Source organism: Pseudomonas onubensis, from assembly GCF_965653655.1.
In the GTDB taxonomy this organism is placed as follows: domain Bacteria; phylum Pseudomonadota; class Gammaproteobacteria; order Pseudomonadales; family Pseudomonadaceae; genus Aquipseudomonas.
The window spans coordinates 1-26025 of sequence record NZ_CBFHAZ010000092.1; the positions used below are offsets into that span (position 1 = coordinate 1).

The 26025-nt window shown below is 57.9% G+C and carries 18 protein-coding genes; 10 read left to right on the top strand and 8 right to left on the bottom strand.

Annotated elements, in window-relative coordinates; translation table 11 throughout:
- Together ACTD9P_RS23295 and ACTD9P_RS23300 are read left to right on the top strand one after the other, a co-directional pair.
- Positions 1 to 121: transposase (locus ACTD9P_RS23295; RefSeq protein ID WP_141228961.1), on the top strand; the 121-nt coding region annotated here is incomplete at its 5' end.
- Positions 122 to 279: 158 nt separating this feature from the next.
- Positions 280 to 804: a hypothetical protein gene (locus ACTD9P_RS23300; protein WP_438869539.1), complete on the top strand. Its 525-nt coding sequence runs from the start codon at positions 280 to 282 to the stop codon at positions 802 to 804.
- A 50-nt stretch (positions 805 to 854) separates the two neighbouring features.
- On the opposite strand, the gene ACTD9P_RS23305 is transcribed toward ACTD9P_RS23300, so the two are convergent.
- From ACTD9P_RS23305 to ACTD9P_RS23315, 3 genes are all read right to left on the bottom strand, one after another.
- A complete protein-coding gene (locus tag ACTD9P_RS23305; RefSeq protein WP_438869540.1) occupies positions 855 to 1235 on the bottom strand; it encodes a hypothetical protein in 381 nt (126 codons plus the stop codon).
- A gap of 399 nt (positions 1236 to 1634) precedes the next feature.
- Positions 1635 to 5084, bottom strand: a complete 3450-nt coding sequence (locus ACTD9P_RS23310) for a hypothetical protein (protein WP_438869541.1) — start codon at positions 5082 to 5084, stop codon at positions 1635 to 1637.
- A 130-nt stretch (positions 5085 to 5214) separates the two neighbouring features.
- Complete coding sequence (locus ACTD9P_RS23315) at positions 5215 to 6234, bottom strand: AraC family transcriptional regulator (RefSeq protein WP_438869542.1); 1020 nt, start codon at positions 6232 to 6234, stop codon at positions 5215 to 5217.
- A gap of 167 nt (positions 6235 to 6401) precedes the next feature.
- On the opposite strand from ACTD9P_RS23315, the gene efeU reads away from it, so the two are divergent.
- The 4 genes from efeU to efeO (ACTD9P_RS23335) are packed head-to-tail and all read left to right on the top strand — an operon-like array spanning position 6402 to position 10635.
- Positions 6402 to 7247 (top strand): iron uptake transporter permease EfeU, encoded by an 846-nt coding sequence (gene efeU, locus ACTD9P_RS23320; RefSeq protein ID WP_438869543.1) that lies wholly within the window; start codon positions 6402 to 6404, stop codon positions 7245 to 7247.
- A 10-nt stretch (positions 7248 to 7257) separates the two neighbouring features.
- The gene (efeO, locus tag ACTD9P_RS23325; protein ID WP_438869544.1) at positions 7258 to 8460 is read left to right on the top strand and encodes an iron uptake system protein EfeO; all 1203 of its coding nucleotides are present in this window, start codon (positions 7258 to 7260) and stop codon (positions 8458 to 8460) included.
- Between the two features lie 14 nt (positions 8461 to 8474).
- Complete coding sequence (gene efeB / locus ACTD9P_RS23330) at positions 8475 to 9791, top strand: iron uptake transporter deferrochelatase/peroxidase subunit (protein WP_438869545.1); 1317 nt, start codon at positions 8475 to 8477, stop codon at positions 9789 to 9791.
- Positions 9792 to 9816: 25 nt separating this feature from the next.
- A complete protein-coding gene (gene efeO / locus ACTD9P_RS23335; RefSeq protein ID WP_200432717.1) occupies positions 9817 to 10635 on the top strand; it encodes an iron uptake system protein EfeO in 819 nt (272 codons plus the stop codon).
- A 59-nt stretch (positions 10636 to 10694) separates the two neighbouring features.
- On the opposite strand, the gene ACTD9P_RS23340 is transcribed toward efeO (ACTD9P_RS23335), so the two are convergent.
- The 3 genes from ACTD9P_RS23340 to pssA form a co-directional block, all read right to left on the bottom strand.
- Positions 10695 to 14474 (bottom strand): hypothetical protein, encoded by a 3780-nt coding sequence (locus ACTD9P_RS23340; protein WP_438869546.1) that lies wholly within the window; start codon positions 14472 to 14474, stop codon positions 10695 to 10697.
- A 167-nt stretch (positions 14475 to 14641) separates the two neighbouring features.
- On the bottom strand, positions 14642 to 18079 hold the full coding sequence (locus tag ACTD9P_RS23345) for a hypothetical protein (RefSeq protein ID WP_438869547.1): 3438 nt from the start codon (positions 18077 to 18079) through the stop codon (positions 14642 to 14644).
- A gap of 151 nt (positions 18080 to 18230) precedes the next feature.
- Positions 18231 to 19574, bottom strand: coding sequence for a CDP-diacylglycerol--serine O-phosphatidyltransferase (gene pssA, locus ACTD9P_RS23350; RefSeq protein ID WP_438869548.1), 1344 nt, complete (start codon positions 19572 to 19574; stop codon positions 18231 to 18233).
- Between the two features lie 125 nt (positions 19575 to 19699).
- Between pssA and ACTD9P_RS23355 the strand changes: the two genes are divergently transcribed.
- Both ACTD9P_RS23355 and ACTD9P_RS23360 read left to right on the top strand, forming a co-directional pair.
- Entirely contained in the window at positions 19700 to 20263 is a 564-nt protein-coding gene (locus ACTD9P_RS23355) for a TetR/AcrR family transcriptional regulator (protein ID WP_438869549.1), read from the top strand.
- A 54-nt stretch (positions 20264 to 20317) separates the two neighbouring features.
- Positions 20318 to 20797, top strand: a complete 480-nt coding sequence (locus ACTD9P_RS23360; RefSeq protein ID WP_438869550.1) for a nuclear transport factor 2 family protein — start codon at positions 20318 to 20320, stop codon at positions 20795 to 20797.
- A gap of 50 nt (positions 20798 to 20847) precedes the next feature.
- Here the strand turns inward: ACTD9P_RS23360 and ACTD9P_RS23365 are convergent, their stop codons facing one another.
- Together ACTD9P_RS23365 and ACTD9P_RS23370 are read right to left on the bottom strand one after the other, a co-directional pair.
- Positions 20848 to 22002 (bottom strand): PQQ-dependent sugar dehydrogenase, encoded by a 1155-nt coding sequence (locus ACTD9P_RS23365; protein WP_438869551.1) that lies wholly within the window; start codon positions 22000 to 22002, stop codon positions 20848 to 20850.
- Between the two features lie 12 nt (positions 22003 to 22014).
- On the bottom strand, positions 22015 to 22332 hold the full coding sequence (locus ACTD9P_RS23370) for a hypothetical protein (RefSeq protein ID WP_438869552.1): 318 nt from the start codon (positions 22330 to 22332) through the stop codon (positions 22015 to 22017).
- A 196-nt stretch (positions 22333 to 22528) separates the two neighbouring features.
- Between ACTD9P_RS23370 and ku the strand changes: the two genes are divergently transcribed.
- Positions 22529 to 23383: a non-homologous end joining protein Ku gene (gene ku / locus ACTD9P_RS23375; protein ID WP_438869553.1), complete on the top strand. Its 855-nt coding sequence runs from the start codon at positions 22529 to 22531 to the stop codon at positions 23381 to 23383.
- Between the two features lie 24 nt (positions 23384 to 23407).
- The gene (ligD, locus tag ACTD9P_RS23380; protein ID WP_438869554.1) at positions 23408 to 25894 is read left to right on the top strand and encodes a DNA ligase D; all 2487 of its coding nucleotides are present in this window, start codon (positions 23408 to 23410) and stop codon (positions 25892 to 25894) included.
- Positions 25895 to 26025: the final 131 nt, after the last annotated feature.

The window sequence follows — 26025 nt, forward strand, 5'->3', positions numbered from 1 at the left end:
TACGGGCCAACTGGAAGGGATAAACAATCGAATAAAGGTCATTAAGCGGATGGCGTACGGTTACCGGGATAGCGAGTTCTTTTTCATGAAGATCAAGAGCGTCTTTCCCGGTAATCCGTGAAGAACCTTTTTTTTGGGTTAATTTGAAAGGTATGGACGTCAGATACTGTTGTAGTCCCTCGCCAGTCAATTCCGATTATCAGTAGAAGCCGAAAACAGCGGTGCATTGCACTCCGGGTGCTTCTAGATTTTAGTTTCCGGTCATTGGAGGGTAAAAACATGGCAATCGTATGGACCACCGAACCGTTGCAACAATCCAAGGCGACCGCTGCCTTTGTGATCAGAAATCCGAATGAAGTCAAGAATGCGTTTACTATAAATACTGAACTCGAGGCAGCAGAAACACTGAAGCTTGACAGCCAAAAAGAAATTAGCCGACTGAAAGATTTCTTGAGAAATTATGACATGGCCTCCATCAGCACCGACGAACTGAGGAAAGTCGGCAGGCGGCTCTATGACAGTGGCATCATCGGTGGACAGGCTTTCGGAATGTTCATAGGCGGTGACTTGGCGAATGACGAAAAGGGGTTGCCAACAAACACCCATGTAAAATTTAATGCGATTGCATTATTCAATGAACGACTGGAAAGCTACGATGAGTTTCTGAAAGACAACCCCACACTCGCAACCCAAGATAATCTGGCTTGGAGGCAGGGAATGGTAGCTGCCAACCAAGCAATCAGTGCCCTGAGTTATTTCGTTAATTCATCTCACAACCAGCTGGCGATAGACGAACGTGCTTGATCACGGCAGCGAGCCAGAAAAATACTTGGGCCACTGCCGTGCCACGCTTCTCAACGGCCGTATTTAACAGTTCCCAGGTAGACTTTTGGATCAGCGTCCAGGTTTTTCAACCTCACGCGGTAAGTTCCAAACGCACCACTGAATAGCACGTTACTGCCGGTATTACCTGCGACTTGCTGCCAAGAAGAGCCAACTTCCCGCTCGATGGACAGCTGAGGCGGTCTTCCGCGATCAACAGCGGAGATCGTTGCATCAATGTTTGCACTGAGGCATCCATTTGTTGAGGTTATTGTAAACGGGCCATAGGCAGTGATCTCAACTTCTGGCTGGATAATCCCCGTATACGTATCCGTAATACTCCAACACCCCGCAGACACTTGAAACGACAAAAACACCCACGTCAGAACAGACAGTGCAAAAAACCTTTTCATGATGTTCACCCTCACAGTTGAACGACAGGTTGATCAAGCCAGACACCTGACCGCACCCGCTCAGAGCGTGATATCGGTAGGAATCATGCCACCCACTGTGAGTGAACTATCAAGCGGGGTATGCCAGCCGCTTCCTAAAATCATTAAGGAGGGCTCTGTCATACCTGGCAGTAGGGCTAAGTCAGGGTTTTCCTAATCCCGCCTGCCCGTTATTCAATCCGTTCAAGTTATCCAACATCAAACGCCGATAATACCCAGGATCAGATCCCGGCCACCTGTAAAACGCCTTGTAGAAAGAGTGATTGTCCGCAGCCCTGGGCAGATGTCGAGGTGTCGCGCAGTATCTGGATAAACCAGCGAGTAATAAGCATCCCTGCTCGAAACAGCAACCGCCAGGCGTTAAATCGCCGGGGAGTTGCTGCCTTTAGACACTTGGGTCGGTGATTGACTGGCAAAATCTATCGTGCCGTTAACCGTATTTGGCAAGGCAATATTTCCCATCAAGTTATTGACCTCTTTGCCCACACGCTCACGTGGCGATAGCCTGACTAAATTTTGAGTTTTTTTGCCGCCACCACTCACCAATTTTCTGAGATCAGAGAGTCCTTTTCCCATGGCCCTTGGTACGTTCACGCCCAGACCTCTGACGCCCACTGAGGTGAGACGGAATAAGGATTTGGCGGTACCCGCCACCGCTCCCGGAAGATTAAACATCGACAACACAGTTTTACCAGCAAGTGTTAACTTCGTTGCTATCGACGCGGCCTTTGCGACGGCGCTGACAGCACCGGCGACCACAAAAAGAGCGCCTACAATTTCCAGGCCCAAGCCAATAGCGCCCAAGGCAACGCGACGGCGGTCTCCCGAGGCGATCTCTTCGATATTGCCTTTGAACGGAATCAGGGTATTGATGACAAATGTATCGATGGCATCCAAACGCTGCTGAACGGCTTCGTTATATGTCGTACCTGCAGCTTGCGTCATCAGAAATGAACGGTCGACGAGCAGGCTTCCGAGTTGCAGCACGCTGAGAATTTCATTTGTCCGCGTCGATGAATAAGTATTGGGTATACCTGCCGATGCCTTCTGCCGCCCGGGCGTTGCTGGAAAGTGCGCTTTGACGTCAATATCAACCGGCAACGTCGGGCTCAGACGTCGGCGCATGATGTATCCGAAAGAATCGGTTCCCGAAGCGCTCATGTTCCCCATGGCGCCGACCAGCTCCGGGCGCTCTACGTAGCTGTTAGTGGCGGGGAAAAGCTCATAACACTTGGCGCCCGACGCATCCTTGAGGAATAGAATTGGCCCTATTTTCTGCTGGGCCTCCTGCTGACTCAGGCCGCCCTCCTGGGTCGATGCGCCATAGACAGTGACCTCACCAAACTCCAATCTTCGTCGGTCTTCAACCGGCATGTCGCTCAGCAGCATTTTCGTTGCAATACGCTGATAGGTCGTCAAGCTGTCAAGGCCGCTCATGAAGGGTGATGTGAACACCGCTTCAATCGGCTTCAACTTCCTGAGTTTAGGTTTTAGTGCCTCAAATGCCGCTTGATCCTGAGGGTTGATAAAATCCCATTGTTTCGTGTTTATATTGTCGGCAGTCAACTCGCCTGACAAATATAGATCCTTGATCGAACATGGCCCCGCCAGAAGTCCAACGACAGTAGTTGTGGGGCCATCGCCTGAGTTGATGATTAAATTCGCAAGGTGGTTCAATGGTGCAGCGCTAGCAAGTAACGAGCTGGGATTGAACAATATAGTTTGTTTATTCAAGAACTCAGTCTGGTCAGGGCACACCCTTTCCAACTCCTGTTCACCTACCTCCGTACGGCTCTTAAGCAATGATCTGGTGCGATCAAGACGAGTGGCCATTGTCCCGCTGTCCGCTACACGCTGATTATAAGCAGTCAACGCGGCATTCAGTGCCATGGGTGAGTAATCGTCCTCCTCGGTCACTACCCCTTGGGCCAGCGCCCAGTCGTATATCGGCCCTGCACTGTGCATTATTTCCAGTTGTTCATGTTCAGGCGAGATCGGTTTCAGTAAGGCGCGAGAGCCAAGTTGTCCTGCGCTCATCAGGCGCGAACTGCCTTGGGACGCCATTTCCGCCAGTGCGGTTTGAACGCGCAAGCTAACCATTGGCAACGTCCCCACACGTACAGTCTGCGCGTCCTTCACCAGAAACTCGGGGGCGACGGTCGTCAACAACGCATGCGTGACCAGTATGGCCTGGTCCTGGGGCAGTTTCTTTACTCTGACGAGGTGGTGTTCAAGTTCAGTACGCACCTCGAACAGGGTTTTCCCTGTGTTCGATGCCGAGTACAGATTGTAGCCGCCAATATAATTACGCTGCGTACCCAGTGTGGGGTCAATGACCAGCAGATCACGCGTCAGGATCAGCTGTTTGCGATAGCTCGGCGAAGATTCTCCGGGCGCCTCTGACGGGTCGTCTTTGAGTGCAGCAAGAATAGGCTCGCAGCGCTTCAGTCCCGCGCCCTGAGTCAATGCCCGGCTGATGAGTTCGTCGGCATTCTGGCGGATGTATTCCGGGCTCCGGCCTGCCCAGGGTTTCGGTGAACAATCAAGCAGTGTCAACGGTGGCGGTGTGCTGGTGCCGGGTGCTGACCGGCGCACCCTGATACGTTGCTCCTCGGTGAGGCAGTCAGGTGATTGCTTATCTTCCAAAAAATTGCGGCCATAGCTGCCCAGTTCGGGTTCTGGTGGTAGCGGGTTGAGTTTCCAGTTCAAAATTTTGCGCAACTCGCCGGCAGTATTGATAGCCGGTAACTCGCTCGACGTTGCAAACCGAAGCAATTGCCATAGATCGCCAGCTGATTGTGATCTGATTATTTTTCCGGTTGCTTCCGATTGCTGAATGGCACAGTCGAGCAGTTGCGCAAGCGTTGGATGGGCCAGCACTTGCTCCGTCACGTTATGCCATGGTCCGGTTGTGCCATTGGCGCTGACCATAAACTGCCCATTCTCCAGCCGAACCTGGGCATTCACACCTATATTTTTCGCACTCAAGATGGGCGCCATCAGGGGCTCACGCATCAGGCGCCTCAATATTTTGAGCCCCGAGCGATTGGCAATGCCAAGTGACGACCCCGGTGCAATGTCCTGGGAAATCGTTCTGAGGTCGATGTCCTCCTCGTCCGGCTTGTCCTTGAGCTTACTGAGCAGCGTCTTTATCAATGCGCTTTCGTTTTCTACATCCATGAACTCGTGCTCTGCCAGCTTGCGCATTTCAGGTGAGCGCAGGGGGTCATCCTCTACACTAATTACCGGAAAACCGTTGGCTTTGAGTGCTTCTGCATCACTTTTGTTGATCGGCCAGCGAACGCCGTAGAACGCCGCGATCTCAGCGGGCAGACTCCTGGCTCCGGGGCTGCCCAGGTCCTTCCCTTGTGGATCAAGCATGGCAGCACTGGCTATCACCTGCCGTCCGATCGGCCACCAACCGCTGCCATCAGAAGGGGTAAACGTAGTGATTTTGCCGGTGTCTTGCGCTTTTACAGTCAGGGTGCTCCCCACTATGTTGAACGTATGCATCCCGAAATTTTGCGCGCTTACCCACGCCTGCATAGCCGGCCAGTTCCACGCTTTATTAAAATGGCCCTTCCACTTACCAAACGACGTCTCTGGCGACACACGTTGAAAGCTCCAATCGCCTTGGTGATGATCTGCCAGCATGGTGGCCAGTTCAGTGTCAGCTTCAGCGGTTGTTTTAACGACAACAACCGGCTTGTCCGATACAGCGGTTGAAGTCGCCAGGTTCAGCTCAGCGGGTGGCGGATTGGATGAGTGCAGGCGCGAACTGTTGTCTGAATCGACACGGGATAAGCTCATTAAAAGTACTCCAGAGAAAGGAGCCTAATAGTCTGAAAGCCGCCCCTCCCAGATGAATCGGCTTATTCCGAAGCGCAGTGGAGCAAGTGTATGTACACATTACCTCCAACGGTTTTACGCAGGAGCAGCATCACAAAGGCGGCAACGCGTCACTCAGGATCAGGCTGCGGTAGTGCCCCGGGTTTGAGCCGGACCATTTGCGGAAAGCTTTGTAGAATGAGCTGACATCAGCAAAGCCAAGGCGCACAGCAATTTCAACAAAACTGATGTCGGCCTCGGCGAGCCAGACAATCGCCAACTCCTTGCGCACACTATCCTTGAGCCCTTGATAACTCTGGCCTTCATCCGCCAGCCGGCGACGCAGGGTCGACGCCGAAATACACAGGTTGGCGGCCAAGCCTTCGGTCTCCGGCCAGGTATTGGCAGGCATATGGCGCAGATCGTTTTTGATGCGATTGGCCAGGCTCGCCGGGTCGCGGTACTTGACTAGTATGTTGGCCGGCGCGTGCGCCAGGAACCGCTTGAGTTCCTCCGGGCTGCGTTTGATTGGCAGGTCCAGGCAGTCGGCAGCAAAGATCATGCGCGTGCGCGGCCGGTCGAAGCGCAGGTTGTCGGAGAACATCACGCGATAGTCGTCACAGAAATCCGGCTGCGGGCAGCGCAACTCAATGGCCAGGATCGGAATCCGCCGACCCGCCAGCCAACAGGCGACGCCATGGACGATCATCCAATAGGTGAAATAGGTGAACGCGCGTTTAGGTTCGGGTTCGAGCAAGACAATTTCTGCCAGGCTCTGTTGGCGCACCAGTTGTGCGGGCATCTGCTCCAGCATCAGCGATAAAAACCCCAGGCCGGTTTCCAGGCTGGCGCCTAGATTTGGTTGCGCCACCGCGGCGTGGCACAGGAACGCCAGGCTGCCAGACTTGAGTTTGCGCGGGTTCATGCCGAAGAATTCGTCGTCCCGGCGCCGCGCCAACAAGCGCCACAGACGTGCATAGGCCGTGGCAGGCACCCTGGCATCAGGCTGTTCGAGCAACGCCGGGTCAATCCCGACCTTGCTTAACGCCTCGATTGTGGCCGCGCCGGGCGCGCAGCTTTGCAGCAAGGCTTCGCGCACAAGATGGATAGAGATGGTGTCTTTTTCCGCCATGGGAATCGGGCTATTCAATGCTGCAAAAGATGGCATGCATCATAAGGGCGGTTGCGATTCGCCACCACCGTTCAGCCGCAGTTCAGTAAAGGTCAACATTGACTGTTTAGTAATGAGTATCATTATGTTACAAATTAGCATCCTATCCAGCCTTGATGCGGTGCCGAATGCTCGTTCCCTTTCTAATCATGCTGCGCGAAGGCATTGAAGCCGCATTGATCGTTGGCATTATCGCCAGTTACCTGCAACAGACCGGCCGTGGCCAGTGGATGCCCGCCGTGTGGATCGGCGTGTTCCTGGCCGCTGCGTTGGCGCTGCTGGTAGGCGGTGGCCTGGAACTGGTCAGCGCCGAATTCCCGCAAAAACAACAGGAACTGTTTGAGGGTGTGGTCGGCCTGGTCGCCGTCGGCATCCTCAGCTCCATGGTGTTCTGGATGCGCAAGGTGGCGCGCTCCATCAAGCATTCCCTGCACGAATCCCTGGACCATGCACTGGCCGGCTCCAGGCACCAAGTCATCGCGCTGATCGCCATGGTGTTCTTTGCCGTGGCCCGTGAAGGCCTGGAAACCGTGTTCTTCCTGCTTGCCGTGTTCCAGCAGAGCGAAGGCCCGGGCGCACCGATTGGCGCCCTGCTCGGCTTGATCCTGGCGATTATCGTCGGCTTCCTGATCTACACCGGCAGCATGCGCCTGAACCTTGGCGCGTTCTTCCGCTGGACCGGCCTGTTTATCCTGGTGGTAGCCGCCGGCATTCTTGCCAACTCGGTGCAGGCCCTGCATGAAGCCGGAGTATGGAACCACCTGCAAACCGTGCTGTTCGACTTCAGCGCCGTGTTGCCGATGGACAGCCCGCTGGGTTCGGTGCTCGCCGGGATGTTCGGCTACCAGGAAGCACCGACCGTGAGCACCCTGGGTGCCTATCTGATTTATCTGGTGGTGGCGCTGGTGATGTTCTTCCTGCCCGCGCCGCCCGCCAAGCCCGTCGCCAAACCTTCTTCCGTTTCCAGCCAGTAAGGACCGTCTCTTGTCCAACCAGAATCCTCAACCGGCACCGCCGTCGCGCGCCCTGCGCTGGGCAGTGGCCGGCTCGGTGGTGGTGATGATCGCCGCCGGTGCGCTGTTCTATTACGCCTCCCAACTGGCTGCCGCCAAGCGCCAGACCAACCACAATGAAATCGCGGTGACGATTCATGCTCACGCCTGCGAGCCGAATGAAATTAGCGTGCCTGCCGGGCGCGCGAGTTTTCGCATCATCAACCGCTCCGACCGCGCGGTTGAATGGGAAATCCTCGACGGCGTGCTGGTGATTGAGGAGCGGGAAAATATCGCGCCTGGATTAAGCCAGGTGATCAACGCCAACCTGTTGCCCGGCGACTATGCGATCACCTGCGGCTTGCTGAGCAACCCGCGCGGCACCTTGCATGTCACGCCCACCGCTGAGTCCGATGCCCAGGCCAAAGCCAAACCGTCGATGGTGGCTTTTATCGGCCCGCTGTCGGAGTTCCGTGTGTACCTGAGCGGCCAAGGCAGTGCGCTGGTCAAGGCCGTGACCGCGCTGCAGCAAGCCATTGCAGCCGGCGACCTGGCCCAGGCGCAGGCGCTGTATGTACCGGCCCGTGAGGCATATCAGCGCCTCGCTCCCGCGGCGCAACGCCTGGCCGAGCTGGACAACGCGATCAATGCCCGCGCCGATTACTTCGAAAAGCGCGAGCAAGACCCGTCGTTCAGTGGCTTCCACCGCCTCGAATACAGCCTGTTCCAGCAGCGCAGCCTGGAGGGCCTCAGCCCGATCGCCGAGCGTCTGGTCAATGACGTCACCAGCCTCAAGCAACAGCTGCTTGCGCAGTCGCTGCCGCCGGAGCAACTGGTCAGCATTGTGGTGCGCAACCTCAACAGCCTGGCGGATGTGCGGGCCGCCAGTGGCGAAGAGGAACGCTACAGCCATATCGACTTGAACGGTTTTGCCGCCAACCTTGAGGCTGCCCGCAAGGTGGTCGACCTGATGCGTCCGATGCTGAGCAAATCGGCGGCGGACCTGCTGCCGAACATCGACAGCGCGCTCGAGGCCTTCGATGCCCAACTCAACAGTTTTAAAGTCGACGGCCAGTACAGCCGCTACGACAGCGTCACGGCCGATCAGCGCAAGCAGATCGCCGACAAGGCCAAGGCTCTGGCCGTTGCACTCGATGGAATCGACCCCGCCCTTGGCCTTTCCGGCCTGCAGTGAAGACGACCTAATACATGAGTGATTCAGAACAGTTTTCCGCGCCCTTTTCTGCACAGCGCCGCCGTGTCCTGCTGGGCATGGCCGCCACCGGTGCGGCGATTGCCGGCAGTACCCTGACCTGCCCGGCCATGGCCGCTGCGGCCGAACAGGTCACCACCGCACCGCGCAGTGACAAGACCCAGGACCACCACGACTTTTTCGGCCAGCACCAGACCGGCATCGTCACCCCGCGCCCGGCCTGCGGCATGCTCGTCGCATTCGACGTGCTGGCCAGCGATCGCGAAGACCTGGAGCGCCTGTTCCGCACCTTGAATGAGCGCATCGCGTTCCTGATGACTGGCGGCACCGTGCCGCAAGTCGACCCGAAACTGCCGCCCACCGATTCCGGGATTCTCGGCCCGGTGGTCACCCCGGATAACCTGACCATCACCGTCTCGGTCGGCGAGTCGTTGTTTGATGAGCGCTTCGGCCTGGCGGCAGCCAAACCCAAGCGCCTGAGCCGCATGGTCGGCTTCCCCAACGACGCGCTGGAACCCGCCCAGTGTCACGGCGACCTGAGCCTGCAGTTCAGCTCGAACACGCCGGACACCAATATTCACGCACTGCGCGACATCGTAAAGAACCTGCCCGACCTGCTGCTGGTGCGCTGGAAACAGGAAGGGAGCGTGCCGCCCCAGGCACCGGCCAAACCCGGTGAGCCGGCGCAGAGCGCACGTAACTTCCTGGGCTTTCGGGACGGCTCGGCCAACCCGAATTCCAACGACGCCAAGGCCATGGACCAGATCGTCTGGGTACAGCCCGGCAGCGACGAGCCGGCGTGGGCCGCCAACGGCAGCTATCAGGCGGTGCGCATCATCCGCAACTTCGTCGAGCGTTGGGACCGTACGCCGTTGCAGGAACAGGAAAGCATCATCGGCCGTATCAAACCGACCGGCGCGCCCATGGATGGGCAAAAAGAAACCCAGGTGCCCGACTACAGCAAGGACCCGGAAGGCAAGTTGACCAAGCTCGATGCGCACATCCGCCTGGCCAACCCGCGTACCCCGCAGACTCAGGCCAACCTGATCCTGCGTCGGCCGTTCAACTACTCCAACGGCGTCAACAAAAACGGTCAGCTGGACATGGGGCTGTTGTTCATCTGCTACCAGGCTGACCTGGAGAAAGGCTTTATCAGTGTGCAAACCCGGCTCAATGGCGAGCCCCTGGAGGAATACCTCAAGCCGGTTGGCGGCGGGTACTTTTTCACCTTGCCTGGGGTCACCGGGCCCAAGGATTTCCTTGGCCGCACGCTGCTCGCTGCGACGCACTCACAAACCACTGCCAACACCTAAAACAAACCAGAGCGGAAAACGTCCCATGAAGAAGTCGACTATCGCGTTGTCGTTGCTGATGACCCTTTCACCGCTGGCAGCCTTCGCCGCCACCGCGCCCCTGGACCTGGTAGGCCCGGTGTCGGACTACAAGATCTACGTCACCGAAGAAATCGGCGAGCTGGTCACCCAGACCAAAGCCTTCACTGACGCCATCAACAAAGGCGACCTGGCCACCGCGCAGAAGCTCTACGCGCCGACCCGCGTGCACTATGAGTCCATCGAGCCGATCGCCGAGCTGTTCAGCGACCTCGATGCCTCGATCGACTCACGTGTCGACGACCACGAGAAAGGCGTAACCGCTGAAGACTTCACCGGTTTCCACCGCATCGAATACGTGCTGTTCTCCGAGAAGACCACCAAAGGTCTGGAAACGCTGACCGCCAAGCTCAACACCGACGTCAATGACCTGAAAACCCGCGTGGATGGCCTGACCTTCCCGCCGGAAAAAGTTGTCGGCGGCGCAGCAGCACTGTTGGAAGAAGTGGCTGCCACCAAGATATCCGGTGAAGAAGACCGTTACAGCCACACCGACCTGTATGACTTCCAGGGCAACATCGACGGCGCGAAGAAAATCGTCGACCTGTTCCGCGGCCAGATCGAGAAGCAAGACAAGGCTTTCCTGGCCAAGGTCGACAAGAACTTTGCCACCGTGGACAAAATTCTGGCCAAGTACAAAACCAAAGATGGCGGTTATGAGACCTACGACAAGGTCAAGGAAACCGACCGCAAAGCCTTGGTTGGCCCGGTCAACACCTTGGCTGAAGACCTGTCGATGCTGCGCGGCAAGTTGGGTTTGAACTGATGGATGCGCCCAGGCGTTCGTGCAGCCCTGCGGGCAGCCGAACACCTGGGTGTCAAACATCACACGGGGGCGGGCGTGAAGTGCTCCAGTGGCGTCCCTTCGGGTTTATGGCTGACGGGATTGATCGCGTACCACGAGCCGTTCTTCTGTACAGCCAGGATCTCCTGGCTGCCACTGAAACCTTTACGGGCTCCTGGAAAGTTTTTCCCCTGATTGCCAAACACCGTATCCGAAGCGCCCGAGAGCCATCGCCACTGCTCAAACGCTTTCACCGGCAGATAAATGTTCGAGCCGATATGTGTCGGTACTCCTTTGGTGACACCATTTACCACCCCACGAAAAATTTCGGGGATGGCTTCCAATGGATTGAACAGTCCGCGAATGTAGGACACCCCGCCTTTGAGCACGGCCGAGGTGAAGGGTTTGCCGCTGAAGGGAACCAACACTTTCAAGCCTTTGCCAAAAGCCTTTAATCCTGACCACCCTCCTGTGGCAAAAAAAGACACGAAGTCAATCACCAAGCCTTTCACGCCGTCCTCTGTTTTACCCTCCACCAAATCAGCAATAGCGCCCACAAAAGGAATCAGGCTCAGCAACATTCGAGCACCTTCAGCGGTAAATAGTCTGCTCGTGGAAAAAGGGTGATTACGCTTGTACAAGTCCGTGGGTTCATTGGCATAGGCGATCCGTTCGTCACGGTCATCTTTGAAGTTATAGGCTATTAGCCTGTCGACTATCTGAGATATTTTGGATGAAGCGAAGGTGTTAGGTGCACGATCGTGAATATGGCCCGTCCTCTCGGGTATCGGGTCTGAAAGCTCCTCGATAATCACCTGCGATGTCACTCCGGCACGCGGCTCAGAGCCAGTTCTGTAGGCCTCGAAATCAAACGGTTGAGTCGTTCCATTCTGAATCACCGGCCCCGCATAGGCATAAAGCCTGTCACGTAGCGTTTTATTTTCCACCTTACCGTTAAGCGGCAGCTCGGCGGGCAAGTCAGTACGCTTGACCATCTTCATGGAGCCTGGGAAAACTTCGTAGTAACCGAATTTAGGTGTGAGCAAGCCGGTTTCATAGCGAAGCAAGAGGCCATGCTTGCCTTTACTCTGTTCAACTTTCGAGTCCGGCCCTTGATCGACGCTCAGCGAGTCTCCAGTCGTTTGGCGCAGGCTATAGAACGTGATCTTTCCCCATTCCAGCGCCTTGCGATCTTCAAGGGGTAGATCAGCGATCATCAGCTTCAATGAGGTTGACTGCGCTGAACGCAGGTCAGCAATGTATTTGTCGACGGCAGGTGCCACTAACGGTTCAATCTTGGGCAATTGCTTGAGGCGCTCCTTAAAGGTCGCAAAGTCGACCTTCGTATGGGCAAACGCGCTACGCGTCCAATAGTCTTTGACGCCAAGCAATGGCTTGTTGTCCTTGTAATTCATCAAGATGACATCGATCAAAAGCCTCTGATTGCGGTCGGTCTTCCCCGACCTGAATGCGCCGGCGGAAAATTCCGTATCGGGATAATCAGGCACCTTGAGGTTGCGAATCTCGTCCTCGGTCATTTCCGGGAACAGCAGCGCCAATTGTTTGACCAGCACACTTGATTCGGTAGGCGGCTCGCTCATCAGTACGTTGAACGCCTCGCGGGTCTGGTATTCGCGCTCGGAAAAGGCTTTCGACGCGGCTTCATAATCCCCTGTCGAATAGCGACCATCTGAAGTGGCTGGAAAAACGCCGGCCATCACTGCCCAATCCAACAATGCCGGAACACCCATTGTTTTGATCAAGGCTTCTTGTTTAGGCCCTGTAGCCTCCTGGCGTGCCAGCGCGAGCACTTGCGTAAGGTTCAAGCGCGAATCGCCCGCTATCTCACAGCCCAGGCGCATGTTCATCCAGGCTGTGCTGCCGACCTTGATGTTCTCCGGGTCCTGGTTGAACAGTTTGGCCTTTTCGGCATCGACGCCAGAGTCTCGTTTGACCAGCATCTCCGGTGCCGACTGGGCCAGCAGCAGATGGGCCATCAGGGCCGAGACTTTAGGGTCGACACCCTTACTTTCCAAATGCCTCTCGACACTTTCTCGAACCTCTTTAAGCGTGCGGCCCTTATTGCCAGGCTGATACAACTCATAGCCCGCCACAGTGCCCCGCTTGCCCGGCACCGGGCTATCGACGCAGAACTTGAGCGTGGTGGCCAAGAGTTGGTGGCGATCAGCCCTCGTCAACGCTTGGCCATCGGCTACCGCATAGAGCCCAATGGACTTGGCAATGTCTTCAGCCATGGCAATGGCCGGCGGCGAATCAAAAAAAGCGGCGAGATGACTGTCCGGGTCGGGATAGGATTGAAAGCCTGAGGAAGCGGGGGAAAACTCCTTGAGCGCCACTTCGACCTGCGCCGATCGACCTTGGAGCGTTTCTGTAACCTGGGAGGACAGCCCTGGCCCGCCGTAGGGTGTCATGCTTGCGTAGTCACCCGCTGGTGGCGGCGACGGCAATTGAGTGGTTAACCAACTGATCGTCGCACGCATTTGGCCGACGGTTTTCGGCACATCGGGGGCATAAAACGCCAGCACCTGACGCGCATCATAAGTGCGTGTGGAGTACAGAGCATTGCCGGTCTTTTTGCTCATCTTCACTAACTGGTCGTAAGCCTCGTTCATCTTGCGTGCTGCCTTCCCTTCAGCGTCGTCACTTCTCGACGCCCGCTCGACCTCGTCGTCGAAAGCTTGCTGTATGAAAACCCAATCCCCTGCAAGATTACGCATCTGCAAGTCGCCTTCGGACAACCTGAACTCAGGCATCCGGAACTCACTGCCAGGAAGATCGTACCCGGCTTTCTTCAAAAAGGCCTGGAAGGTCTCAGACTCCAGAAACTGAAGAAAAAGCTTGCGCGGTTTGTTGCTGCGCTGATCCAGGGAGGAACCTGGATCGACCTTCACGTTCTGGTCATCCAGGTGAAGCACGTTCGTGTCGGGTTCGCCCGTGAACTGCGAGCGAAACTGCTCTACCACACGTGCACGTACCGCACTGTCCTCACGGCGCCGGAACAGTTCTTTGAACTGGCTCTGCCACTGATCGCGTCGCGCCGCCGGGATCTTGGGCCACCCATTGTTCTTGAGATGCTTGCCCAGGTGGTGGGCACTTTTTTCATTTTCCGGCGGCTTTACTCCGTAAAAATCCAGCAACACGTCACGGCTAATGGCGTTGGGAGCGCCAGTGCCGGGAAGGCCCAGGTTGCTTGGCGAAAGCACCTGTTGCACGGCTGAGATCGTTTGACTGACTTGCCCCCAGCCAGAGCCATCAGTGACAGAAAAACGCTGGAAGGTTTCTTTACCGTCGCGCACCACAACGCCCACAACGTGATCATTGAATACCCGTATGGTTTCGGGCTTCAACGCTTGAGAACGGAACCACGCCTGGACGGATGGTTCATTAACCGCCTGACTGTACATCTCGATGAAGGGTTCTACGGATGATTTTTTAGGATTGGCTTTTTCATCCGCTTTGCCAGTGTTCAACCCGTTAACCAACCTTTTCTGCAGCGCGATGTCCGCCTTTTCAGCGTCAGCTGTTGCGGGGTATCGCCGCCTGATTTTGCCTGCTTTAGCGGCTGGCATCGCTGCGCTTTGAACGTCAGTGTCACGTTTAACCCGGCCGGCGTGTTCCTGCAGCTTCACCTCGCGCAATGACCTGGAATGATGCGTATGAGTGGGGCTGGGGCCTGGGGTCACAGCGTTAACGGAGGCAGAAGCCGGTACATCGGGGGCGGCTAACGGTGGGGGACTGACCTGAGCGGAGGAAGAAGGGGATAAAACCGGAAAGCCACCTTTTGCAAGGATTGTCGACATTCAAAATCTCTCTACCGATTGGGTTGATGAGAGTTCTCGTCCCTAAAAACAGTCGGTGAGAAAATATTCAGTAATGCGAAGTCTAGCCGTAGGAATTTTCCCAACTAAATGCCAGTAACATCCTGGTAATAACCCCCCAAGCCTTGGCCAGGCTTGGGGGCGTTTTTTTATGAGGCCATCGTGTTCAGTGGTTCAAACCCGTCCAGCGGGGTGCCGATAGGCAAATGCGTGGTGGGATCCGTCGCATACCAATAGCTACCCATTTGCACCGCTTGAACCGGCACCGAATGGTTGTGCCCATTGTGGGTGGCCATCTGCCCGCCAGGGCTACTGGTCGCCGGAGATTGCTTCAGCGTGCGGCTCACGCCCAGGCATGTACGCATTTTTTCTTCCACGGAGCCCAGCGTGGTCAACAGCGAAGGCTTGGGTGCCTTGTCCAGCAGTTTAGGCAGGCTGTATATGCCTCTGGCCGCGCCGGTCAGCAGGTCTACCGTGCCATCCAGTGGGTTCAGGAAACCACTGACGACGCGGACCCCTTTTTCCAGTACACGAAAAGCCTTGGCACCAAAGGGTGCGACAACTTTTGTGGATTTGAACAAGGGATTCAAGGTCGAACCTGCGCCCCCGAGAATGGCGCCCACCGTGTCGATAATCAGCCCTCGCGTGCCCTCGACGACGTTGCCCTGGGCCAGATCCATGATTGCCCCGACAAACGGAATCATGCCCAGCAGCACCTGGTCCCTGTGAGCCGATAGCTCGCGCTGTTGCTCCAACGGCAACTTGCCCTGAGCGAGCTGCAACGTGGTGTCGCGATGATGAACAAAGTTGCCCTGCATTATGCGGTCGACAATCGACTGGGTGCGGGCTGAAGAAAAACTGTTAGGCACCACCGTTTGCGTATCGCCCTGCTCGGCCGACGGCGCGGCGGGCAAGGTATCCCCTATTTTTTCGATAATGATGCGTGGCGATTTGACGCCGGGCCTTGGCACTGCGTCGGAGCTGTAAGCCGTAAAATCAAACGGCTGCTCTGTACCGTTTTGCAGTTCCGTTTCGGTGGGCGCCCACTGCCCGTACACCTTGGTTTGGGTTTGCAGTTCACCGCCCAGTTTCAATGTGTCCGGTAGATCATCACGTTTGATGATCAACAACTTATCCGGGAACACCTCAAAATAGCGGATCACCCCCAAGTGTTCGCTGCGTATCAACGTACCTTTGCGCCCTCGCCGCTCCTCCACCTGATCGGCTGTCTGGTCCAGCGTGGGCACGCCGTCCACTTGCTCACGCAGGGCAAACAGCTCGACCTTGCCCAGCTCCAGAGCTTGGCGATCAGCCAATGGCAGGTTGGCAATCATGCGTTTGGTGAAAGTGCTCAAGCCCTGCTTGAGGTTGGCCAGGTAGGTGTCGACCTCTGCGGGCAATTGGGCCTGCACATTCGGTAGCTGGGCGATTTTGGCATTCAGGGCCCGCACGTTTGCATCAATCGCGTCCTGGTCCGCTTTGCTCAGGCCTCGGTTGAAGTCAAACGGGGTATCGCGGATGGGCGATTTCGGCAGCGCCTGCCCCGGTGTCAGGAGCATCCAGCGGCCCTCAACCAGGTCGCCGGTCATGTACGTCTCGACCAACGGGCGTGTGACCGGCTCCGACACCTTCTGGTTGCGACGTTCATTCGGGTCTGCAATGTACACACGCAGCGCTTTTATTTGCTCAACGCTGAGGTCAGGAAAGACTTTCTGCAAGTTCTCCATCGCGCGTTTTTCTCGTGTCGGCAGCGCCACATTGAAATGATTCAAGGCTTGAAGGAGCTGAGCCCGTTGTGCATCGAAAGCCTCGATGGCCTGCTGGTACATCTGGGGTGTATAGCACCCGTCCGCCGGACGCGTGTAGACGCCCATCATCACGCCCCAATCGAGTAATGCGTCCATCCCGTAATTATCGAGTATGGCAGCCTCGTCCGGCGTGCGCGGGTCCAGCCGGCTCAGTGCCATGACTTGCGCGTAACTCATCGCACGCGAAACACCAGCGCCGCCCTGACGCTCGGCAAACGCGACGCCCAGGCGCAAATCCGCCCATTCAGGCGAGCCTATGCGCAGCGTGTCGGGAACGCCCCGCACGAGAAACTCAGGCGCCGCACTGGCCAGAAACAAATGGGCCACGAGTGGCGCGGCTCGGGGGTCGAGTAGTTTGTTCTGTTTGAGGTGAGCTTCGAGATCCGCGCGTACCTCGGCCATACTGCGCCCACTGTTGCCTGGCTGATACAGGTCATAGCCGGCGATTGTGCCCGGACGCCCGGGCGTCTGTGGATCAATTTTGAGTTTGATGGCAGCGATGATCCACTGCTTGCGTTCGGCGTCCGACAAGTGTTGGGTGCCGGATGCGCCACGAAAACGCTGGTTAAACGCTAAACTATCACCCAGCAACAAGACCAGAGGGTCACTGAGCATCTGGCTGATGAAATGATCGGCTTGAGTACGCAAATCCTCGGGTGTATTTCGATCAAGGATACCTCCCGGGTTGAGCAGCACCAACATAGGTTCGTTTGAGTCGTCATCAGTTGGGCCATCTCCCAGCGCCGCCAAGGCGGCTTTATCGGCGGTAGACAAGTCTCCTGGTGCCCAGGTGCGGCCTGACAGGCCGGAGTAGTTCCCCGACGGTACAGGCGGCGGTAATGCCGTGGTAAGCCAACGCACGGCATTACGCAACTCACCCACGGTCTTGGGCAGTGACAATCCATAGGCCTGCAAGGCATCGCCGATCGCGACCTTGCCGGCTTCGTTACGGGTAAGTCCTGAGCTGTTGCTGACGGGCACAGCCAATTCGGCCAACTCCACGGCTTGCTCGTCGGGCTTGTCCGCGATGTACTGAGTCAGCAGGCGTGCCAGATGAGCGCGTTCATCCAGGGCGCCAATCGCTTGCCTGGCTGTGTGCACGCGAGTGTCGAGCTCAGCCTTCTTTTCGGGGGCTGACCAGTGCGCGGCTGCCAGTGCTTGCTGAGCTTGCGTCACGTTGTTATCGCCAGCGGGTGGTTGCACCCCGTACCAGCGCATGACTGCGTTGCGCGAAAAAGTGCTGCCGGTAAGGCCTGCATACAGTAACCCCGCCCCGTCAGGATCAAGACTTCGGGCAGCGGCGCGCAACCTTGCACTGGCTTCCCACCAACCGGATGCATCACTGGTGGTAAATGTATGCACGCTGGTAACACCGTCACGGGTTACGCTGCCCGTCACCGAGTCAGGCTTGATGACCACCGTCGACAACGCCATGCCCTTGTTCAGGAACCAGCTTTGGAGTTCAGGCGTATTGAACGCGTGACGGTAAGCATCGAACAGCGGATAAATCGTGGTGTTGGCTGCCAGGTTGACTCTGCGGTCTGCCGCTTGACGCAAGGCCTGGCTGCCCAGCGCCGTTTGTAGGTCGCGGTCGGCGGTTGAGGCGGCCTGGGCAGAAACCTTGGGCAGCGCAGGGAGTGTCCAGTTCGAAGACGAACCGGGTTCCAGGCTGCGTTTGCTGCGAGTCCCCATGTCGAGCGCGGGGCCGGGGGCTGGTGCTGGTGGCGGCACCGGTGGGGTGAGCGTGCGATCGCGAAAGAGTGGCGAGATGTTCGACATTTCTAGTTCCTCTGTACCAGTAAGCGGCAAGAGCTCTCGTCCCTAAGAACTGTCTAGGGAGCAATGTACGAACCTGGATCTAACCTGGGTGTAAGCAAACTCCCAAAACAGCTAAGGCAGTGAGAGAGTTTGCTATGCGCAGTGCCACGATTTACAAGATCCGGTAGAGCAACCTTTCAATCCGCACCCGGCTGACCCGTCGCAGGAACTTGCCGACTGCCGGCGGATAATCCACCAGGGTCTGCAAGCTTTGATACCGCTCGATGCGCGTGGTGTGCTGGAAGATTTGCGCCAACTCAGTACGCCGTGGCGCCAGCCATTGGCCTTGGGGGTCATCGATCAGCAGGGCATTTTCCAGATCCAGACGGAACGCCCGTGGGTTGAGGTTGTTGCCGGTCAGCAAGGTGTAACGCTGGTCGACCCACATACCCTTAAGGTGATAGGTATTGTCACCGTCACGCCACAGATGCAGGTTCAACTGGCCACTGTCGATCATCGGCTGATGGCGTTTGGCGAAGCGGCGCAGGCTGATTTCATACAGGTAAGGCAACGCCGAGATCACCTTGAACGGCTCGCTGGGCGGGATGTAGAAATCGTTGGCGGTTTTGTCGCCGACGATGATGTCGACCTTCACCCCGCGCGCCAGGGCGCGGTTTATTTCGCGGGTCACCGGCAGCGGCAGGTTGAAATACGGTGTACAGATGGTCAACTGATGCTGGGCACTGGCGATGAGTTCGAGGATGACCCGGTTCAACGGGTTGTTCTTGCCCACCCCCAGCAACGGGCTTACTGACAAGTGCCCATTGGGCAGCAAACCTGTGGTGGTGTCGTAGGTCGCGTGCTTCAAGCGGCTGCGCAAGTCACCGATGTCATTGCGCAGGCTGCGGGTGGTCGGCAGGTTCGGCAAGTCCAGGCGATGCACGGCCTTGGACGCGACCAGGCCGTGTTCCACCAAGTGTTGCATCGAGTCAGCCAAGGGCTTGCTGTGGATCAGGTGATAGCGGTCAAAGCGGTATTTGTCGAACTTGTGCAGGTACACATTGTTCAGGCTGGCGCCGCTGTACAGCACGCTGTCATCGATCACGAAGCCCTTGAGGTGCAACACGCCGAACAGTTCGCGAGTTTGCACCGGCACGCCGTACACCGGCACTTCGCTGGCCTGGGAGTGGGTCATGGCCTGGTACCAGGCGCTGTTGCCCGGCTGCTTGCCGGCGCCGATCAGGCCGCGCTGGGCGCGCAACCAGTCAACCACCACCACGATATCCAACTCGGGCCGTGCTGCCTTGGCGGCGTGCAAGGCGGCGTAGATTTCCTGCCCCGCTTCGTCCTGCTGCAAGTACAGCGCAACGATGTAGATGCGCTGTGTGGCCTGGGCGATTTTTTCCAGCAGGCACTGGCGGTACGCAGCGGCACCGGACAGCACGTCGATGGCATCGGGAGACAGCGGGAAACCACGCAGTTTAGGCAACAGGGAGCGTTTGAAGAACGACGGCATAAGGCTCGCAATGGGTCGAATCCGAAGAGGCACAGAGCTTACACCATGGGGCTGCTCAGGTCTCGTCGCGGCCAGTGGAAAAAATTTTATTGACCAAGAAGAACGATCGTTCTACTGTTCAGCCCATGAACAATATCGACAGCAACGAAACCCGCGACATTATCCTCGACGTCACCGAGAAGTTGATCTATCGCCACGGCATTGCCGCCACCGGCATGGAGTTATTGGTGAAAACCGCCGGCGTCTCGCGCAAAAGTATTTACCGTTACTTTGCCAACAAAGACGAACTGGTCATCGCCGCCCTGCAACGCCGCGACGCTCGCTGGATGCAGTGGCTACGCACTGAAGTGGAGCGCAGCGAAGGCAGTGGCGAGCGTCTGCTGGCGCTGTTCAGCGCACTCAAGACGTGGTTCGGCTCGGCAGACTTTCGCGGTTGCGCCTTTATCAACACCAGCGGCGAAACCGGCGACGCACAAGACCCGGTGCGCCTGTTGGCCAAGGCGCATAAACAAAAACTGTTCGAGTACGCACTTGAACTGTGTAAAGCACATGGCACCCCCGACCCCGAACGGCAGGCCGCGCACCTGCTGATCCTGATCGATGGCGCCATTACCGTTGCCCTGGTCATGGGCGATTCAACAGCGGCCGATAATGCGCAATGCATGGCGCGAACGTTATTGGGACTTTGAACGCACAGGCTGAGCAACTTTCGAAACCATCTTGGTATTAACAGGAGCTGCCCCATGTCATCGACAGCAGAACAACGCCCGCCACTGCCACCGTTTACCCGTGAATCGGCCATTCAAAAAGTGCGCCTGGCTGAAGACGGCTGGAACTCCCGCGACCCGCAACGGGTGTCGCTGGCGTATACCCTGGACACGCAATGGCGAAATCGCGCCGAATTTGCGCATAACCGCGAAGAGGCCAAGGGTTTTCTTACACGTAAATGGGCCAAGGAACTGGACTATCGCCTGATCAAGGAACTGTGGGCATTCACCGACAACCGTATTGCCGTGCGCTACGCCTATGAGTGGCACGACGACTCCGGCAACTGGTTCCGTTCCTATGGCAACGAGAACTGGGAATTCGACGAAAACGGCCTGATGGCCAATCGCTTTGCCTGCATCAACGATCTGCCGATCAAAGCAACCGAACGCAAGTTCCACTGGCCACTGGGCCGGCGCCCGGATGATCATCCGGGGTTGTCTGACCTGGGCCTGTAAGCGTTGCGGGAGCTGGCGTGCCAGCTCCCGCATTGGCCCATCAGCCTCTGTCAGTCCTGATTCAGCCCCACGCGATACAGCACGCCCTTGTCCTCGTCGGTCAGCACATACAGAAAGCCGTCCGGCCCTTGGCGCACATCGCGAATTCGCGCCTTCAACCCGCCCAGCAGGCGCTCCTCGTGGATCACCTTATCGCCATCGAACTGCAGGCGAATCAACTCCTGGCTGGCCAATGCGCCGATAAACAAGTTGTGATCCCAGGCTTTGAAACGGTCAGCGTCATAGAACGCCATGCCGCTGATGCCCGGTGACTTTTCCCAGACGTGATGGGGTTGCACAGTGCCCTCCACCGCCTTGCCCTTGGCTTCTGGAATTGGCGTCAGCGAATAGTTGATGCCGTGGGTTGCCAGGGGCCAACCATAGTTCTTGCCGCGCTCGATGATGTTGATTTCATCACCGCCGCGCGGGCCATGTTCGTTTTCCCAGATCGTGCCGCTCCAGGGGTTCAACGCCAGCCCCTGCGGGTTGCGCTGGCCGTAGGACCAGATCTCCGGGCGCACGCCCTGCTGGCCGACAAAGGGGTTGTCATCCGGCACACGACCATCCGGGTAAATGCGCACGACCTTGCCTTGCAACTTGTCCAGGTCCTGGGCCGTCGGGCGGTCATTGTTCTCGCCCAGGGTCACAAACAGGTAGCCATCGCGGTCGAACGCCAGCCGCGAGCCGAAGTGATTACCGGTCGACAGCTTGGGCTCCTGGCGCAATATCACTTTGAAGTCTTTGAGCCCGCTCAAGTCATCGGCCAAACGCCCACGCCCCACGGCGGTGCCGGCCTTGCCACCTTCGCCGCCGCCTTCGGCATACGACAGGTAGACCAGGCGGTCCTGCTTGAAGTCGGGCGACAGCACCACATCGAGCAAGCCGCCCTGCCCTTTGGCCCACACCTGCGGCACGCCGGTCAGCGGTGCAGTCAGCTTGCCGTCCGGGCTGACAAAGCGCAGGTGGCCAGGGCGCTCGGTCACCAAAAAGCCTTGCTTGTCCGGCAGAAACGCCACGGCCCAGGGGTGGTCGAGGCCCTTGGCTATTGGGGTGGCGGTGATGCTGCCTTGCTCACTGGGGAACTGCTGGGCATCCGCCGCCATGACGGCCGTCACGGGTAGCAGGGTTACGCAAATAGCGGCTAACAGGGTTTTGCGTAGAAACATAAGACAGAGTCCTTACCGGCGATTGCCGTTGGCGTCGTAAGTGGGCGCTTTGGGTTCAGTGGCAGGACGGCTCGGGGGCGCGTTACGCGTTGGGTAACGATTGCCGATACCGCCGTTTTCCACGGTCGGTGCAGGGCCGGTCGGCGCGGGTTGAACCCCGCGGGTGGTGGCCGGCGCATTGGGCTGGGTGCCCTGCATGCTGTTGGGGTTAGCCCGATGGATTGGGCTGTTATTGGTGTTGTAGCTGCCGGGCAAGTTTTGCGCCTGGGCCAATGGCGCGAGGGCCAGGCCCAGCGCGACTACGGCGAGGTAACGCACACAGCTGTTCATGACAAAGCCTCTTTGGGGCGAGTAGTACGTGCTTTCGATAACACGCTACGCCTTGGGTTCGGCTTTCGACATTAAATAGTTTCTCATCAGATGTAACACGATCTGTCCGCGCATCTGTCCGCGCATCTGCCAGCCGAAACTTTTGCGCCCGCCTGCGAGTCACCAGAACACCGACTCTTCTCAAGGAACCGCAACCATGCCAAGGGCAATCTGGAAAGGCGCCATCAGTTTCGGCTTGGTCCATATCCCGGTCTCGCTGGTCTCGGCCACGTCCTCCCAGGGCGTTGATTTTGACTGGCTGGACAAGCGCAGCATGGACCCGGTGGGCTACAAGCGCATCAACAAAACCACTGGCAAGGAGGTCACCAAGGACAATATCGTCAAGGGCGTGGCCTTTGAGAAAGGCCGCTACGTGGTGCTCAGCGAAGACGAGATTCGCTCGGCCCACCCCAAGTCGACCCAGACCATCGAAATCATCGCCTTTGTCGCCGCCGACCAGATCCCGCTGCAAAACATCGACACGCCCTACTTCCTGGCCCCGGACAAACGCGGTGGCAAGGTCTACGCGCTGCTGCGTGAAACCCTGAAGAAAACCGCCAAAGTCGCTCTGGCCAATGTGGTGCTGCACACCAAGCAGCACCTGGCAGCATTGATGCCGCTGGAGTCAGCGCTGGTCCTGGTAATGCTGCGCTGGCCCGCCGAAGTGCGCAGCCTTGACGAGCTGGAACTGGGCAGTGACGTGACCAAACCGACCCTGGCCAAAGGCGAATTGGACATGGCCAAGCGCCTGGTCGAAGACATGAGCGCCGACTGGCAGCCGGACGACTACCGTGACAGCTTCCAGGAAAAGATCATGGCGCTGGTGGCGAAGAAGGCCAAGGCCGGCAAGGTTGAAGACGTTGAAAGCCAGGCCGGCAGTGAAGAGCGCAAATCGGCCGATGTGATCGACCTGACCGAACTGCTCAAGCGCAGCCTGGCTGGCAAGCCTGCCGCGAAAAAGTCCGCAGCCAAAAAACCGGCCGCCAAAAAAACCAGCAAAAAGGCCTCTTGAGCCCGCCATCTGCAGGAGAACCCCATGGCCAAGCCCCTGAGCGAATACACGCGTAAACGCGACTTCGAGATCACCGCAGAGCCCGCAGGCGATGCGCCGACCGGTAAATCCAAGGCCTCGGCGCTGTCTTTCGTGGTTCAAAAACACGACGCGCGCAACCTGCACTATGACTTTCGCCTGGAACTCGATGGCGTGCTCAAAAGCTGGGCCGTGCCCAAAGGCCCGAGCCTGGACCCCAGCCAGAAACGCCTGGCGGTCCACGTTGAAGACCACCCACTGAGTTATGGCAACTTCGAAGGCAATATCGCCGCTGGCCAGTACGGTGCCGGTGATGTAATCGTGTGGGATCGCGGGGTCTGGCAACCTCACGACGATCCGCACAAGGCGTATGCAGCCGGCAAACTCAAATTCACCCTGGTCGGTGAAAAACTGTCCGGCGATTGGGCGCTGGTACGCACCCGCCTCAAGGGCAGCGGCGACAAGGAACAGTGGCTGCTGATCAAGGAAAAAGATCAGCAAGCCCGCCCGGCCGAAGACTACGACATCGTAAAGGCCCAGCCCAAAAGCGTGCTCAGCGACGCCACCGTCGGCAAGCCCGCGCCAGCGCCTGAACCGCGAGCCAAGCGCCAGAAAGCCAAGACCGCCCTGCCCGATCAATTCGCCCCACAACTGGCAACCCTGGTCGACCGCGCCCCGGCCGGCGACTGGCAATACGAGATCAAATTCGACGGCTACCGCATGCTGGCGCGAATTCGCGACGGCGACGTGCGCCTGTTCACCCGTAACGGCCATGACTGGACCGACCGATTGCCGCGCCAGGTCAAGGCCCTGCAAGCCCTAAAGCTCAAGGACAGCTGGCTGGATGGCGAAATGGTCAGCCTCAACGCCGACGGTTTGCCGGACTTCCAGGCCTTGCAAAATGCCTTCGATATCGGCCGTAGCCTGGATATCGTCTATTACCTGTTCGACGCTCCGTTTCTAAAGGGCCAAGACCTGCGTGAAGCCCCCGTGGAACAACGCCGTGCTGCGCTTAAATCCGCGCTGTCGGGCAGCCGCAGCAAATTGCTGCGGTTTTCCGAAGCCTTCGCCGCCAACCAACGCGACATCTTCGAAAGCGCCTGCGACCTGGCGCTCGAAGGTGTGATCGGCAAGCGCATCGGCAGCCCGTATGTGTCCAGCCGCAGCGCCGACTGGATCAAACTCAAATGCCGTCTGCGTCAGGAGTTCGTGATTGTCGGCTACACCCGCCCACAAGGCTCGCGCACCGGCTTCGGCGCGTTGCTGCTGGCGGTCAATGACGACCACGGCTTGGTGTATGCCGGGCGTGTCGGCACCGGGTTTGATCAGCACGCGCTCAAATCCATCTATGCCCAGCTCACACCTTTGGCGCGCAAGACTTCACCGCTGCAAAACCCGCTGACCAGCAGCCAGGCGCGTGGCGTGCACTGGGTGAAGCCCGAACTGGTCGGCGAAGTCAATTTCGCCGAATGGACCCGCGAAGGCGTAGTACGCCAAGCCGCGTTTATTGCGTTACGCAGCGACAAGCCGGTGGCGCAGATCATCCATGAGCAACCGCGCGCGGCCAAATCCCTCAAGCAGGCACCAGCGGCGAAAAAAACCGGCAGCGGCGTGAACATCACCCACCCAGATCGCGTGATTGACCCGCAAAGTGGCACGCAAAAGCAGCAGTTGGCAGACTTCTACGCCAGTATCAGCGATTGGATACTGCCGTTTTTGCGCCATCGGCCCGTGTCGCTTCTACGCGCCCCGGAAGGTATCGAAGGAGAACAGTTCTTCCAAAAACATGCCGAGCGCCTGGCCATTCCCCATATCAAACAGTTGGACCAGAGCCTCGACCCCGGCCATGCAAGGCTGATGGAAATCGACACCGCCAAAGCCCTGCTAGGCGCCGTACAGATGGGCACGATCGAGCTGCACACCTGGGGCGCGACTGCCGACAAAATCGAAACCCCGGACCTGTTTGTGCTCGACCTCGACCCGGACCCCGCACTGCCCTGGAAAAGCATGCTGGAAGCGGCGCAATTAACCTTGTCGGTGCTGGATGAATTGGGCCTTGAGGCATTCGTCAAGACCAGCGGCGGCAAAGGCCTGCACCTGGTTATTCCGCTGGCGCGCCGGGATGGCTGGGAGACGGTAAAGGCTTTTGCCAAAGCCATCGCGCAGTTTATGGCGCTGCAACTGCCTGAACGCTTTACCGCCACCAGCGGCCCGAAAAACCGCATTGGCAAGATCTTTATCGACTACCTGCGTAATGCCCGAGGCGCGAGCACCGTGGCCGCCTATTCAGTACGGGCACGCCCGGGCCTGCCGGTCTCGGTGCCGGTGAGCCGGGAGGAATTGAAGGGGTTACGCGGTGCGCAGCAGTGGACGGTGGCTAATCTGCATGAGCGTTTGGATACGCTCAAAGACGACCCTTGGGCCGGTTACGCCAACCGGCAAAAGATCAGCAAGAAGATGTGGGGCAAACTGGGGGCAGAGCCGCTGCGCTGACGGGTGTGGGAGGCCCCGCCACCTCTTCGATGTAGCGCTGTCGCGCATCAAACTGGTTCATCGTAAGGTTGAAGAACGCGGGCGGGGCAAAGGCCGTAACCAGCACTGGTGTGCCAGCACCCGAGTGGGAG

Excerpts from the sequence above, each read along its gene's own strand:
- ACTD9P_RS23300 (WP_438869539.1), top strand. The coding sequence starts at position 280 with ATGGCAATCGTATGGACCACCGAACCGTTGCAACAATCCAAGGCGACC.
- ACTD9P_RS23305 (WP_438869540.1), bottom strand. The coding sequence starts at position 1,235 with ATGAAAAGGTTTTTTGCACTGTCTGTTCTGACGTGGGTGTTTTTGTCG.
- ACTD9P_RS23310 (WP_438869541.1), bottom strand. The coding sequence starts at position 5,084 with ATGAGCTTATCCCGTGTCGATTCAGACAACAGTTCGCGCCTGCACTCA.
- ACTD9P_RS23315 (WP_438869542.1), bottom strand. The coding sequence starts at position 6,234 with ATGGCGGAAAAAGACACCATCTCTATCCATCTTGTGCGCGAAGCCTTG.
- efeU (WP_438869543.1), top strand. The coding sequence starts at position 6,402 with ATGCTCGTTCCCTTTCTAATCATGCTGCGCGAAGGCATTGAAGCCGCA.
- efeB (WP_438869545.1), top strand. The coding sequence starts at position 8,475 with ATGAGTGATTCAGAACAGTTTTCCGCGCCCTTTTCTGCACAGCGCCGC.
- efeO (WP_200432717.1), top strand. The coding sequence starts at position 9,817 with ATGAAGAAGTCGACTATCGCGTTGTCGTTGCTGATGACCCTTTCACCG.
- ACTD9P_RS23340 (WP_438869546.1), bottom strand. The coding sequence starts at position 14,474 with ATGTCGACAATCCTTGCAAAAGGTGGCTTTCCGGTTTTATCCCCTTCT.
- ACTD9P_RS23345 (WP_438869547.1), bottom strand. The coding sequence starts at position 18,079 with ATGTCGAACATCTCGCCACTCTTTCGCGATCGCACGCTCACCCCACCG.
- pssA (WP_438869548.1), bottom strand. The coding sequence starts at position 19,574 with ATGCCGTCGTTCTTCAAACGCTCCCTGTTGCCTAAACTGCGTGGTTTC.
- ACTD9P_RS23355 (WP_438869549.1), top strand. The coding sequence starts at position 19,700 with ATGAACAATATCGACAGCAACGAAACCCGCGACATTATCCTCGACGTC.
- ACTD9P_RS23360 (WP_438869550.1), top strand. The coding sequence starts at position 20,318 with ATGTCATCGACAGCAGAACAACGCCCGCCACTGCCACCGTTTACCCGT.
- ACTD9P_RS23365 (WP_438869551.1), bottom strand. The coding sequence starts at position 22,002 with ATGTTTCTACGCAAAACCCTGTTAGCCGCTATTTGCGTAACCCTGCTA.
- ACTD9P_RS23370 (WP_438869552.1), bottom strand. The coding sequence starts at position 22,332 with ATGAACAGCTGTGTGCGTTACCTCGCCGTAGTCGCGCTGGGCCTGGCC.
- ku (WP_438869553.1), top strand. The coding sequence starts at position 22,529 with ATGCCAAGGGCAATCTGGAAAGGCGCCATCAGTTTCGGCTTGGTCCAT.
- ligD (WP_438869554.1), top strand. The coding sequence starts at position 23,408 with ATGGCCAAGCCCCTGAGCGAATACACGCGTAAACGCGACTTCGAGATC.